This is a genomic window from Actinokineospora bangkokensis (genome assembly GCF_001940455.1).
GTDB classification, from domain to species: Bacteria; Actinomycetota; Actinomycetes; order Mycobacteriales; family Pseudonocardiaceae; genus Actinokineospora; species Actinokineospora bangkokensis.
This window is the reverse complement of sequence record NZ_MKQR01000015.1, coordinates 57,002-70,000: the sequence shown is the minus strand read 5'-3', so window position 1 is coordinate 70,000 and position 12,999 is coordinate 57,002. Positions and strand designations below refer to the sequence as shown.

General features: G+C 74.0%; 8 protein-coding genes. 6 read left to right on the top strand and 2 right to left on the bottom strand.

The window, feature by feature from the left end; all coding sequences use genetic code 11:
• The first annotated feature begins 138 nt into the window (after nucleotides 1–138).
• The 5 genes from BJP25_RS14495 to BJP25_RS14475 all read left to right on the top strand — a co-directional run bounded on the left by BJP25_RS14495 (nucleotide 139) and on the right by BJP25_RS14475 (nucleotide 8,683).
• A complete protein-coding gene (locus BJP25_RS14495) occupies nucleotides 139–2,700 on the top strand; it encodes a glucosidase family protein (protein ID WP_084794009.1) in 2,562 nt (853 codons plus the stop codon).
• Between the two features lie 777 nt (nucleotides 2,701–3,477).
• Nucleotides 3,478–4,878, top strand: coding sequence for a PepSY-associated TM helix domain-containing protein (locus BJP25_RS14490; RefSeq protein ID WP_075975445.1), 1,401 nt, complete (start codon nucleotides 3,478–3,480; stop codon nucleotides 4,876–4,878).
• 67 nt (nucleotides 4,879–4,945) lie between these two features.
• Nucleotides 4,946–5,806, top strand: coding sequence for a helix-turn-helix domain-containing protein (locus BJP25_RS14485; protein ID WP_075975444.1), 861 nt, complete (start codon nucleotides 4,946–4,948; stop codon nucleotides 5,804–5,806).
• Nucleotides 5,807–5,815: 9 nt separating this feature from the next.
• Nucleotides 5,816–7,186, top strand: coding sequence for an FAD-binding oxidoreductase (locus BJP25_RS14480; RefSeq protein WP_075975443.1), 1,371 nt, complete (start codon nucleotides 5,816–5,818; stop codon nucleotides 7,184–7,186).
• A gap of 120 nt (nucleotides 7,187–7,306) precedes the next feature.
• Complete coding sequence (locus BJP25_RS14475; RefSeq protein ID WP_075975469.1) at nucleotides 7,307–8,683, top strand: DUF2252 domain-containing protein; 1,377 nt, start codon at nucleotides 7,307–7,309, stop codon at nucleotides 8,681–8,683.
• Between the two features lie 33 nt (nucleotides 8,684–8,716).
• On the opposite strand, the gene BJP25_RS14470 is transcribed toward BJP25_RS14475, so the two are convergent.
• A complete protein-coding gene (locus BJP25_RS14470; protein ID WP_075975442.1) occupies nucleotides 8,717–10,057 on the bottom strand; it encodes a M20/M25/M40 family metallo-hydrolase in 1,341 nt (446 codons plus the stop codon).
• A 38-nt stretch (nucleotides 10,058–10,095) separates the two neighbouring features.
• The gene (locus tag BJP25_RS14465) at nucleotides 10,096–10,701 is read right to left on the bottom strand and encodes a TetR/AcrR family transcriptional regulator (protein ID WP_233158080.1); all 606 of its coding nucleotides are present in this window, start codon (nucleotides 10,699–10,701) and stop codon (nucleotides 10,096–10,098) included.
• A gap of 90 nt (nucleotides 10,702–10,791) precedes the next feature.
• Here BJP25_RS14465 and BJP25_RS14460 point away from each other — a divergent pair, with 90 nt between their 5' ends.
• On the top strand, nucleotides 10,792–12,954 hold the full coding sequence (locus BJP25_RS14460) for a beta-glucosidase family protein (protein ID WP_084794008.1): 2,163 nt from the start codon (nucleotides 10,792–10,794) through the stop codon (nucleotides 12,952–12,954).
• Nucleotides 12,955–12,999 lie beyond the last annotated feature (45 nt).

Genomic DNA, 12,999 nt, shown 5'->3' with positions numbered 1-12,999 from the left:
GCGGTGGGGGTTCGTCCGTCGTGGTGTCGGGCCTCCCTGGGAGCCGGGGACCGCACCGGGTGGCGGGATGCGCGAAAAGACCTAGGGTGGTCTGGACAAACCGGTCCTCGACACCGCTGTCCGGGAAGGTCCCCACCCATGAGCCGTCGTGCACCCCTGCGCGCGGGAGGCCTCGTCGCAGTCCTCCTCGCCACCGGTCTGCTGAGCACTCCCGCGGACGCCGCCCCAGGCGTCTTCCTCGACCCCTCGCTGCGCACCCCGCTGCCGGAGACCACCGAGCGGGCCCGCCTGGCCGACCGCCGGTCGCTCGTGGTGGGCGACCGGCTGTTCGTGCAGGGGGACGCCTCCGGCGCCTACCCGGCGTCCGGGTTCCACACCCGCGGTGAGATGGGCGGGTTCTGGGCCCCGCCGGTCAAGCTGCTCGACGGCCTCTGGTTCGGCGTCGACGGCTCGTGGTTGGCCGGGGGGTCGGCCACCGAGTACGCCAGCGGGGCCGGGTACGAGCGGTTCCGCTACCAGGCCCCGGGCGGGGTGACCGCCGAACGGGTGCAGTTCGTCCCCGACGGGCTCCAGTCCGCCGTCATCGGCGTGACGCTGCGGGCGCCGCGCAGCCGCACCGTCACCCTGGCGGTGGACGCCCACTCCGACCTCATGCCCGCGTACCCCTGGACTGGCACCACGCCCACGTCCACCGAGCGCGACCTGCCGGACTCGGTGTCCGGCGACCGCACCGGCCTCACCTTCCGCGAGCAGTCCGCCGACCACGACTACGCCGCCGTCGTCAGCGGCACCCGCGCCCCGTCGGGCGTGCGCGCGGGCGGCACCCACCGCGGCCCGCAGGACCCGCCGGTGCTCTGCCCCGCCACGGGCGACGCGCCCTACCGGTGCGACGACTCCGCGGGCGGCAAGGGCGCGGGCGGCGGCCTGGAGTACCGGGTCGAGCTGTCCGCCAACCGGCCCACGACGCTGTGGTTCGCGGTGTCGGGCTCGGAGCAGGGGCTCGCGGCGGCCCGCTCGCAGCAGCGCGCCGCCCTGGCCGACCCCGCCGGGGCGTTCGCCGCCAAGCTCGACGCCCGCCGCGCCGTGGCCGCCCGCACCCGGGTCGACCTGCCCGGCGACCGGCTGCTCCAGAGCAGCGTCGAGTGGAGCAAGCAGAACCTGGCCGACTCCGTGCAGGAGGCGCGCGACCTGCGCGTCCGCGAGGTCAACGCGGGCACCGCCTACCCGGCTCCGGTGGGCACCGTCGCCCGCGCGCGGTGGATCGGCGCGGGCTTCCCGGACTACCCGTGGCTGTTCGCCACCGATGGCGAGTACAGCGCCCACGCGGCCGTCGCGGCAGGCGACTTCGACTCCGTGCGCGCCCACCTGCGCGCCCTGCGCGACGTCAGCGACCTGGTGAACCGGCGCAGCGGCAAGGTCGTCCACGAGGTCGTCTCCACCGGCGACGTCTACTTCGGCACCAACGCCGACCCGGGCAACACCGACGAGACCGCCAAGTTCCCCAGCACCGTGGCCCTGCTCTGGCGCTGGACCGGCGACGACTCCGTCCGCGACGAGTTCTACGACGCCGCCGTCCGCGCCCTCCGGTACGTCGACCGCACCCTCGACACCGACGGCGACGGCTGGCCCGAGGGCCTGGGCAACGTCGAGCGCGCCGGCATGGGCGAAGAGAAGCTGGACAACACCGTCTACTACATCCGCGGCTTGCGAGACCTCGCCGACCTGGCCACCAGCAAGGCCGACCGCGAGGTCGCCCGCTGGGCCACAACCAAGGCCGACGACCTCCAGTCCCGCTTCGAGGCCCAGTGGTGGAACGGCGCAGGCACCAACGCCTACGCCGACTCCATCGACCTCCCGGACGCGGGCGGCAACGACAACACCCGCATCTTCCAACGCCACTGGACCGGCGTCACCCCGATGGAGGCCGACCTCCCCACCGGCCCCCTCGCCCAGCGCGACCACGCCCTCGCCGCGCTCACCCAGCGCGAGAAGCCCTGCTACACCGGCGAATTCGGCCTCTACCACACCGGCAGCGGCCCGACCACCACCGGCAACCCCGGCCCCTCCTGCGACAACGCCGTGTCCCAGGTCCCGAGCGAACGCTCCACCTTCTCCCTCAACACCGCCATCATGGCCGTCGCGGAGGGGAACTACGGCCGCCTGTCCCAGCAACGCGCCTACACCACCGGCAACGCCCGCATCCAACTGGACAACCGGGTCTGGGAGAAGCCGGGCGCCATGCCCGAGATCGCCCCGTCCCCCGACTTCACCGCCAACATCGACCGCCCCTTCACCGACCGCTCGATGGTCCTCCAGGCCTGGGGCACCTACGGCGTGCTGTGGCCGGTGGTCCACCAGCAGTTGGGCATCGACCCCGACCTGGGCAGGCGCACGCTGTCCGTGGTGCCCCAGATCCCTGCGGGGCAGACGCGGGTGGCGGGCGAGAACATCCTGCTGGGCAAGGGGTCCGCGTCGGTGTCCGCCGAACTGACCGGGCAGGTGCTGCGGGTGCGCGCATCGGTGGAACGGGTGCGAGCCGATGTCGTGGTGGGGGCCGTGCTGCCGGAGGGGAAGCGGGTCGCGGCCGTGACCGTCGGCGGCAAGCCGGTGCCGTACCGGGTGGTGACCACCAGCCGGGGCACTGAGGTTCGCGCAGCCGTCGGTCCGCGCGCTGACCTGTCCATCCGCCTCGCCGGCTGACCCTTTCCTTCCGCTGCGCTCTGCTTTCCGCTGCGCGGTGCTCTTGCCGGCTGCGCCGGTTCTCCGCTGCGCGGGGCTCTTGAAGAGCGGGGGGTTGGGGTGGTGGGCCCGGTTGGGTGGATCCGCTTGGTCGGGGTCCCTACGGCGATCATGTGCTGTCGGGCGGGGAAAAGGCGGGCTGAAAAGATGCCCGCCCGTCCCGTTGGGTAGCACATGATCGCCTCCCCCGACCAAGCGGATCCACCCAACCGGGCAGTGCCTGCTGTCCGGGCTCGGCGTGTGGGGGTGGTCGCCTTGGTGACTTCTCGTGGCACTGTGACCCAGGCTGGCGCGGGGGTAGCCCGGGCAAGGGGACCCCTGTTTTCAACATTACCGGCGGGGGACGACGAAACTCGACCCCGGCGGTGGTCCTGTGGACAACTCGGCCGGCTGGCTCATGGCGCCAGACAGCGTGCCCGTCCGGTTTTCCTTCTTGGCTGCGGCGCAACCGCTTACGGGTCCGGCGGCCCGGCTGCGGGGGTGCTCGATGTGGTGATCTTGGTCGGGTGTCATCCAGTCCCGATGCTGAAGGCGAGGCAACCATGCAGCACAATCCCGCGCCGATCGCAAGGGTCTTCCGTCCCTACTGGACACCGCGCCGAGCTGCAACGCGGGTTCGGCACGAGCCCAACACCCCACCCCGGGCGCGTTGTCATCTCGGACATGTTGGGCGGTTCCGGGGAACTCGGGCGGGGGTCTGGCCGACAGCTAGCGCGCCCCACTGACGAGAGGAGCGGCATGTCCATCGACGAGCGCGGGACTCCCCCCACCGCCACCCGCGACGCCGCGTCCACGGCTGCGGACAAGTCGCGGCCCACCGGTTGGACCGCGGTTCGGCCACTGCTGATGCGCCTGCACTTCTACGCGGGGGTGTTCATCGGGCCCTTCCTGCTCATCGCCGCGTTGACCGGGATCGCCTACATCTACGCGCCGAACCTGGAGCGGGCGGTGTACGACCAGGAGCTGCACGTGGTCGACGCGCCGACCTCGTTGCCGCTGGACCGGCAGGTCGACGCCGCTCGGGCGGTCATCCCGGCCGACGGGGTGGTCAAGTCGGTGCGCCCGGCGCCGACCGGGACCGACACGACGCAGGTGATCTACACCCGGCCCGGTGACGAGCCCAGCTTCCGGCACACGGTGTTCGTGGACCCGCACACCGGTGGGGTCCGGGGTGACCTGGAGACCTACGGGTCCGGGCAGGCGATGCCGCTGCGGGCGTGGATCGACGTGCTGCACCGGAACCTGCACCTGGGGGAGCCGGGCAGGCTCTACAGCGAGTTGGCCGCCAGTTGGCTGTGGGTGGTGGTGACCCTCGGGTTGGTGCTGTGGTTCAGCAACCGCCGGGCCCGGCGGAAGACGTTCGCGGCGGCGGCGGGTGCTGAGCCGAGCAAGCCGGTCCGGCGCACCCGCGCGCTGCGCACCAAGGGCGCTGTCGGGGTGTGGGCCGCGGTTGGCCTGTTCATCCTCTCCGCGACCGGTCTGACCTGGTCGGGGTACGCGGGGGAGAACATCGGGGCGCTGCGGGAGGCGCTGTCCTGGTCGACGCCGTCGGTGTCCTCGGCGGTGCCGCCCAGCCCGGCCGGGGCGGACGTGGGCTTGCAGGCGGTGCGCGACGCCACCCAGCGCGCGGGGCTGGCCGACCCGGTGGAGATCGTCGTCCCGGCCGAGCCGGGCAAGGGCTACGTGGTCAACCAGGTGGGCCGGGGGCTGCCGAACCGGCTGGACTCGATGGCGGTGGACCCGGCCACCGGGGAGGTCACCGACACGCTGCGCTTCGCCGACTACCCGCTGATGGCCAAGCTCACCCGGTGGGGCATCGACGGGCACATGGGCCTGCTGTTCGGCTGGCCCAACCAGGTCCTGCTGACCCTGTTCGGGCTGGGTCTGGTCGCCCTCGTCGGGTACGGGTACCGGATGTGGTGGCTGCGGCGGCCCACCCGGGGCCGGGCGTGGGGCAGGGCGCCCCGGCGCGGGGCCTGGCGGCAGGTGCCGCCCGCGGTGCTGGTGCCGCTGGTGCTGGTGTTCGCCGCGCTGGCCTGGGCGATGCCGGTCTTCGGCGTCTCGCTGCTGGTGTTCCTGGTGGTCGACCTCGCGGTGGGGTACTGGAAGCGGGTGCAGGCCGAGGTCGCCCAGTATTGAGCGGTGGCCCCAGCCTGGGTGTCGCGCACCCAGGCTGGGGCGGGCGGATCGACCTAGGATCGAGCGCATGGCCACCACCCCGCTCGGCGACTACCTGCGCAACCTGCGGGCCCGCGTGTCCCCGGAGCAGGTCGGGCTGCCCACCACCGGGGTGCGGCGGGTCCCGGGCCTGCGGCGCGAGGAGGTCGCGACCCTCGCCGGTGTCAGCGCCGACTACTACGTGCGCCTGGAGCAGGGCCGCGAGCGCAACCCCTCGGTGCAGGTGCTCGACGCGCTCGCCGCGGTCCTGGAGCTCGACGACGACGCCCGGCTGCACCTGATGCACCTCGCGGGCGTCACCCCGCGCCCGCGGGCCGCCTCGGTCGAGCGGGTCTCCCCGGAGCTGGTGGCGCTGATGGACGCCTGGCCGAACCAGCCCGCGCTCGTGCTCGGGCGCGCCTACGACGTCCTCGCCGCCAACCAGCTCGGCACCGCGCTGTTCGGGCCCGCGGGCGAGACCAACCTCGTGCACAAGGTGTTCCTCGACCCGGCGGGCCGCTCCTTCTACGCGGACTGGGACACCATCGCCGCCAACTCCGTCGCGGGCCTGCGGATGGCGCACGGCGAGGCGCCCGACCACCCGCGCCTGCGCGCCCTGCTGACCGGGATGCTCGACCGGAGCCCGGAGTTCGCGCGGCTGTGGTCGCGGCACACCGCCCGGGGCAAGACCGTCGAGCGCAAGCACCTGGTGCACCCGGAGGTGGGCGACCTGCACCTGCACATGCAGACCTTCGACGTGCGCGCCGCGCCCGGCCAGCAGCTCATCGTCTACCACGCCGAACCCGGCTCACCCTCCGCGCACAACCTCGCCCTGCTGGGCGCGCTGGCCGCGACCGAGCTCTCCGGGGCCGACCGGTCCGGTGGCGGCCCGCCGCGGGGGCGTCGATAACCTGGGGCCATGACGGCGACGACGGGTGCGGTGGGGGAGCGGCGCGAGCTCACGGGGTGGGGGCGGGCCATCCGCAGCACCTCCCGGGTGGTGTCCACCGCCGACGTCGACGTCGTGCGGGCCGCCGTGCGCGCCGCGGGCCCGCGCGGGGTCATCGCCCGCGGCCTGGGCCGCAGCTACGGCGACACCGCCCTGAACGCGGGCGGCACCGTCATCGACATGACCCCGTTCGACCGGATCCACTCCATCGACCCGGACTCCGGCATCGCCGACGTCGACGCCGGGGTGAGCCTGGACGCCCTGCTGCGCGCGGTGCTCCGCCACGGCCTGTGGATCCCGGTGCTGCCCGGCACCCGCCAGGTCACCGTGGGCGGGGCCATCGGGTGCGACATCCACGGCAAGAACCACCACACCGCGGGCAGCTTCGGCAACCACGTGGTGTCGCTGGACCTGCTCACCGCCGACGGCGAGGTGCGCACCCTCACCCCGGAGAGCCCGCTGTTCTGGGCCACCGTGGGCGGAATCGGCCTCACCGGGGTCGTGCTGCGGGCCAAGGTGCGGATGAAGAAGACCGAGACGGCCTACTTCATCGCCGACAACGACCGCACCAGCAGCCTCGACGAGACGATGGAGCTGCTCACCAACGGCTCCGACGACGGCTACGACTACTCGATGTCGGTCCTCGACACCATCACCACCGGCCCCCACCTGGGCCGGGCGGGCTTCACCCGCGGCAGCCTCGCCAAGCGCGACGAACTGCCCCCGAAGCTGCGCAGGGACCCGCTGCGGTTCGACGCCCCGCAGCTGTTCACCGTGCCGGACGTCTTCCCGAACGGCATGGTCAACAAGCTCACCATCCGCACCGCCGCCGAGCTGTCGCACCGGATCTACCCCAAGCACGCCCGCGGCCGGGTGCAGAACCTCACGCAGTTCTACCACCCGCTCGACCTGCTGGGGGAGTGGAACCGCGCCTACGGCCGCCGCGGCTTCATCCAGTACCAGTTCTCCGCCCCCTACGGCGCCGAGGCCAAGCTCGCCGAGATCGTCCGCACCATCGTCGCCTCCGGCCACTGGTCGTTCCTCAACGTCTTCAAGCGCATGGGCGAGAGCAACCCCGCCCCGCTGTCCTGGCCGCACCCCGGCTTCATGCTCAGCCTCGACTTCCCCGTCAGCCCCGGCCTCCAGGGCTTCTGCGCGACCCTGGACGAGATGGTCCTGGACGCGGGTGGGCGCCTGTACTTCGCCAAGGACGCCATCACCACCCCCGACACCATCCACCGGATGTACCCCCGCCTGGGGGAGTGGCAGAAGACCCGCGCGGAGGCCGACCCCGAGGGCGTCTTCACCTCGGACATGGCCCGCCGCCTGCACCTGGTCTGACCCACCCGACGGGTGCGTGCCGGGCTCCGCGGAGCCGTTGTGTTCCGTTTGTTCTCGGTGTCCGTCCTCACCTGGTGACCCCTTGCCGCCGGGCGCCCCGGTGGGTCCACAATGCGCGCCATGGGTGACAAGACGCGCAGGCACGTCCGCGAGGCCCTGGCGACCTGGCAGGACCCCGAGGCCGCCGAGGCGCACGGCCGCTCGCTGCGGGAGGTGGTGCCGCACGCCGAGCAGGGCGTGGTCTCCACGGCCGCGGACCGGCCCTCGGCGGTGGGGTTCGTGCGGGCGAGCAACGCCGGGCGCCACCCCGACCTCGTGCCGCTGCGCGTCGGGCGGATGGTGGCCTCGCCGTTCGCGTTCTTCCGCGGGTCGGCCGGGCTGATGGCCGAGGACCTGGCGGCGGGCGCGCGCACCGGGGTCGAGGGGCAGATCTGCGGCGACGCGCACGCGGCCAACTTCGGGCTGTTCGGCACGCCCGAGGGCCGGGTGGTCATGGACATCAACGACTTCGACGAGACCACCACCGGCCCGTGGGAGTGGGACCTCAAGCGGTTGGCGACGAGCCTGGTGCTCGCGGGCCGCGAGGGTGGGGTGGGGGAGAAGGCGTGCCGCGACGCCGCCGAGGACGTGGTGCGCTCCTACCGCAAGACGATGAAGACCCTCGCCGAGCAGCCGTTCCTGGAGTCGTGGGGCGCCCTGGGCGACGAGTCGGTGCTGCACGGCGCCCGCGCGCACGCGCTCATCGACGACTTCGAGGAGGCGGCGCGCAAGGCGGGCCGCAACACCAGTTCCCGGGTGGTGGCCCGGTGGGCGCGCCCGGACCAGGACGCCCGGCTGCGGTTCGTCCCCGACCCGCCGGTGCTGGCCGCGGTGCCGCCGGACGTGGCCGACGACGTGGTGGCGGCGCTGCCGGAGTACGCCGAGTCGCTGCGCGAGTCGCGGCGCAACCTGCTGGCCCGCTACGCGGTGTCGGACGTGGCGCACCGCGTGGTGGGCACCGGCAGCGTCGGCTTCCGCAACTACCTGGTGCTGCTGCGCGGCAACGGCGACGAGGCGCTGGTGCTCCAGGTGAAGGAGGCGCCGGGCTCGGCGGTGGCCGCGGCGCTCGGGCACGGGCCCGCCAAGCACGAGGGCAAGCGGATCGTGCACGGCGCCCGCCTGGTGCAGGCCGAGACCGACATCCTGCTCGGCTGGACGACCGTGCGCGACCGGCACTACATCGTCCGCCAGTTCCGCAACCGCAAGGGCGAGATCGACGCCACCACCCTCGGCGCGGGCCACCTCGACGACTACGGCCGCCTCTCCGGCGCCCTGCTCGCCCGCGCGCACACCCGCTCCATGGACCCGCGCGTCCTCGACGGCTACTGCGGCAAGGACCTCGACGACGCGGTGGCGGGCTACGCGGTCGCCTACGCCGACCGCACCGAGGCCGACCACGAGGACCTCGCCGCCGCCGTCCGCTCCGGCGAGCTGCCCGCCGAGCGGGAGGAGGACTGACCGGCGGGCGCTGGTCCCACGCCCGACGACCCGCTAGGCGGGCAGGGTGGTGAGCAGCAGGCGGAACCAGCGGATGCCGTCGAGGTAGGCGGAGGTCTCGACGCGCTCGTCGGCGGCGTGGATGGATTCGCGCTGGGCCTTGGACATGCGCAGGGGCGCGAACCGGTAGACCCGGTCGCACAGGGTCGTGAAGTGGCGGGAGTCGGTGGCGGCCATCATCACGTAGGGCATCGGGGTGGCGTCCGGGAACACGGCGGTGATCGCGCGGCCCAGCAGGTCGAACGCCGGGTCGCCGCGGTGGGGGGAGACGGGGGAGGCCTCGTTGGCCTGGAGGACCTCCACCTCGATCCCCGGGCCGACGACGCGGCGGACGTGGGCGACGACCTCGGCCACGGTGTCGCCGGGCATCACCCGGATGTTGAGCCCGGCGGTGGCGGTGGCGGCAACGACGTTGATCGCCGGGCTGCCGGACAGGGTCGTGACGGCGATCGTGGTGCGGGCCAGGGCGGTCGTCTCCGGGCCCGCGGCGATCAGCGCCCTGGTCACCAGGCGCGGCAGCCGCGACGCCGCGGCCAGCACCGGGCGCAGCGGGGGCGCCACCAGCGGGGCGAGGTCGCCGAACAGGCGCAGCGTCACCTCCGGCAGCCGCGGCGGCAGCGGGGTGCGCTCCAGCCGCGAGATCGCCCTGGCGATGCGGGCGGTGGGGCCGTTGCGGGCCGGGGTGGAGGCGTGCCCGCCCTTGCCGGTGGCCGTCAGCCTCAGCGAGGTGGTGCCCTTCTCCGTCACCCCGATCACCGCCAGCGGCCGGGACAGGCCGGGCAGCGCCTCGGCGGCGACGGCGCCGCCCTCGTCGAGGACGAACCAGGGCCGCACGCCGCGCGCCGAGAGCTCCGCCACCGCGGCCTCCGCGCCGCTGCCGAAGACCTCCTCGTCGCAGCCGAAGCTCAGCCACACGTCGCGGGCGGGGGTGAACCCGTCGGCCAGCAGCGCCTCGACCGCCTCGCAGATCGCGCCGAGCGGGCCCTTGTCGTCGAGGGTGCCGCGGCCCCAGACCCAGCCGTCCTCGGTGTGGGCGTCGAACGGCGGGTGCGTCCAGCGGCCCGCGACCGGGACGACGTCGGTGTGCGCCATGAGCACCACCGGGTCGCCGCCGCCGGTGCCCGCCCAGCGGAACAGCAGCCCGTGCCCGCCGACCCTGGTCAGCTCCAGCGCCGAGTGCAGCAGCGGGAAGAGCCGGGCGAGCAGGTCGAGGAACCGGTCGAACGCCGCCTCGTCGCGGTGGTCGGGGTGGCTCACGGTGGGCACGCGCACCAGCTCGCGCAGCCTGGACACCGGGTCGTCGTGGTCCTCGCCCGCACCGGCGCCGTCGCTCATGCCCCCCAACTTACCCAGCGACCCGGGGTGAACCGAGCTCACGTCCGATCCGCGAACAGGCGGGCGGCCAGCGCGTCCCACTCCGCGACCAGGTCGCAGCGCGGGCCGTCGCCGGGGTCGCGCAGCCACTGGACCTGCAGGCCGTCCATCGCCGAGACCACCTGCAGCGCCAGCCGCGCCGGGTCGGGGTGCCCGCGCGCCAGCGACGCCAGCACCCGCAGCGTCTCGCGCTGGCGGTGCCGGAAGTAGTCGTGCGCGGGGTGGCCGGGGGTCAGCGACTCGACCTCCAGCACGGCGAACAGGCGGACGATCTCGGGCTGGGTGGCGTTGCGCCGCACCAGCGCCGCGCACACCCGCTCCAGGTCGGCGTCGGCCACCGGCCCGCCCAGCTCGCGGGCCAGCGACTCGGCGTCGCGCTCGTCGCGGTGGCCCAGCACGGCGACGAGCAGCGCGTCCTTCGACGGCACGTGGTGCAGCAGCCCCGGCACGGTCAGCCCGCACTCGTCGGCGACGTCCTGCAGCGACAGGGCCCAGTAGCCGCGCTCACCGATCAGCCGGGTGGCCACGGCGAGGATCTGCGCGCGCCGCTCGGCCGCGGGCAGCCTGGTGCGGTCGCGCCTGCGCCCGGTCGGTGCCGCCGCCACGCCACCCTCCCGTCGGTTGCCGAGGTGCCCTGGCGGGGATACCTTAGCGCTGCTGATTACCTACTAGGTACTAGGTAAGGGTGGTGGGCGGTGGTGGGTCCGGTCGAGGACGCGGAGCTGACCAGCGGCAGCGGCTTCTGGGCGACGGCGGCGGTGGGCGACGTCCCCGCGGTCGTGCTCACCGACGGCCCGCACGGGGTGCGCAAGCAGGCGGGGGGCGCCAGCCTGCTCACCGGCAGCGCCGCCACCTGCTTCCCGCCCGCGGTGGCCACCGCCTCGACCTGGGACCGGTCTCTGCTGCGGCGGATGGGCGCGGCGCTGGGCGCGGAGGCGCGGGCGCTGGGCGTCGGGGTGCTGCTCGGCCCGGGGATCAACCTCAAGCGCAGCCCGCTCAACGGCCGCAACTTCGAGTACTTCTCCGAGGACCCGCTGCTCACCGGCGCGCTGGCCGCCGAGTGGGTGCTGGGGGTGCAGGGCGAGGGCGTCGGGGCCTCGCTGAAGCACTTCGCGGTCAACAGCCAGGAGACCGACCGCATGACCATCAGCGCGGACGTGGACGAGCGCACGCTGCGGGAGCTGTACCTCAGCGGCTTCGAGCGCGTGGTGCGCACGGCCCGGCCGTGGACGGTGATGTGCTCCTACAACCGGGTCAACGGGGTGCACGCGGCGAACAACCGCTGGCTGCTGACCGACGTGCTGCGCGGCGAGTGGGGCTTCGACGGGCTCGTCGTGTCCGACTGGGGCGCGGTGGTCGACCGGGTGGCCTCGGTCGCCGCGGGCCTCGACCTCACCATGCCCGGACCCGACCCGCGCGGCGACGCGGACCTGGTGCGCGCGGTGGCGGACGGCGACCTCGACCCCGAGCTGCTGGCCACCTCGGCGCAGCGGGTGCGCGCGCTCGCGGAGCGGGCCGCCCCCGCCGACCCGGGCGAGACCTTCGACGCCGACGCCCACCACGCCCTCGCCCGGGAGATCGCCGGGCGGGCGATCGTGCTGCTCAAGAACGAGGGCGGCCTGCTGCCGCTGGCCACCGCGGGCCAGTCGATCGCCGTCATCGGGGAGTTCGCCCGCACCCCCCGCTACCAGGGCGGCGGCAGCTCCCTGATCACCCCGACCCGGCTGGACGACGCGCTGGCGGCCATCACCGCCGCCACGAGCGCGCCGGTCACCTTCGCCCCCGGCTACGGCGAGGGCGCCTCGGTGGCGGAGGCGGCCCGGGTCGCCGCCGCGGCCGACGTCGCGGTCCTGTTCGTCGGCACCGACCAGGAGACCGAGGGCGCCGACCGCACCGACATCGACCTGCCCGCCACCCACCTGGAGCTGCTGGAGCACGTCGTCGCAGCCAACCCGCGCACGGTCGTCGTGCTGTCCAACGGCGGCGTGCTGCGCACCCCCTGGGACACCACCGTGCCCGCGCTCGTCGAAGCCTGGCTGCTCGGCCAAGCGGGCGGTTCCGCCACCGCCGACGTCCTGTTCGGCACCGTGAACCCGTCCGGCAGGCTCGCGGAGACGATCCCGCACCGCCTCGCGGACCACCCGTCCTACTTGGACTTCCCGGGCGAAGCGGGCCACGTGCGCTACGGAGAAGGCATCCACGTCGGCTACCGCGGCTTCGACGCCCGCGAGCAGGACGTGGCCTACCCCTTCGGCTTCGGCCTGTCCTACACCACCTTCACCTACGGCCAAGCCACCGCCACAGCCGACGAGAACGGCATCGACGTCCGCGTCCCCATCACCAACACCGGCGACCGCGCCGGCCACGAGGTCGTCCAGCTCTACCTCAGCCTCCCCACCTCCCGCGTGCGCCGCGCCCCCCGAGAGCTGAAGGCCTTCGAGGTCGTCGAACTGGCCCGGGCCCAGACGGTCGAGGTCCTGCTCCACGTCCCCCGCCGCGACCTCGCCTTCTGGGACCCCACCCTCACCCAGTGGGCCATCGAAGGCGGCGACTACCACGTCGCGGTCGGCGCCTCCTCCCGAGACCTCCGCACCACCACCACGGTCCCCGTGCCCGGCGACGGTTCCCGCATCCCCCTGACCGCCGATTCCACCATCGCCCAGTGGTTCGCCCACCCTGAAGGCGCCCGCCTCCTGGAAGAAGCCCTGGCCCCCTTGACCAGCAACGGCGGCCCCCTGTCAGGCATGCCCCTGCGAGAACTGGCAGGCGGCATGCCCCTCAGCCGCCTCACCCGCCTGCTCCCCACCACCGCCCTGGACCAAGCCATCGCCACCGCCGTCTCCCGCCTAACCCCCTGACCTCCCAGCCCCAACAAAGAAGCGGATTCACCCAACCGGGCCACC

What these genes read in the sequence shown, in the direction of transcription:
- BJP25_RS14490 (WP_075975445.1), top strand. Translation starts at nt 3,478, where the DNA reads ATGTCCATCGACGAGCGCGGGACTCCCCCCACCGCCACCCGCGACGCC.
- BJP25_RS14475 (WP_075975469.1), top strand. Translation starts at nt 7,307, where the DNA reads ATGGGTGACAAGACGCGCAGGCACGTCCGCGAGGCCCTGGCGACCTGG.
- BJP25_RS14485 (WP_075975444.1), top strand. Translation starts at nt 4,946, where the DNA reads ATGGCCACCACCCCGCTCGGCGACTACCTGCGCAACCTGCGGGCCCGC.
- BJP25_RS14470 (WP_075975442.1), bottom strand. Translation starts at nt 10,057, where the DNA reads ATGAGCGACGGCGCCGGTGCGGGCGAGGACCACGACGACCCGGTGTCC.
- BJP25_RS14495 (WP_084794009.1), top strand. Translation starts at nt 139, where the DNA reads ATGAGCCGTCGTGCACCCCTGCGCGCGGGAGGCCTCGTCGCAGTCCTC.
- BJP25_RS14480 (WP_075975443.1), top strand. Translation starts at nt 5,816, where the DNA reads ATGACGGCGACGACGGGTGCGGTGGGGGAGCGGCGCGAGCTCACGGGG.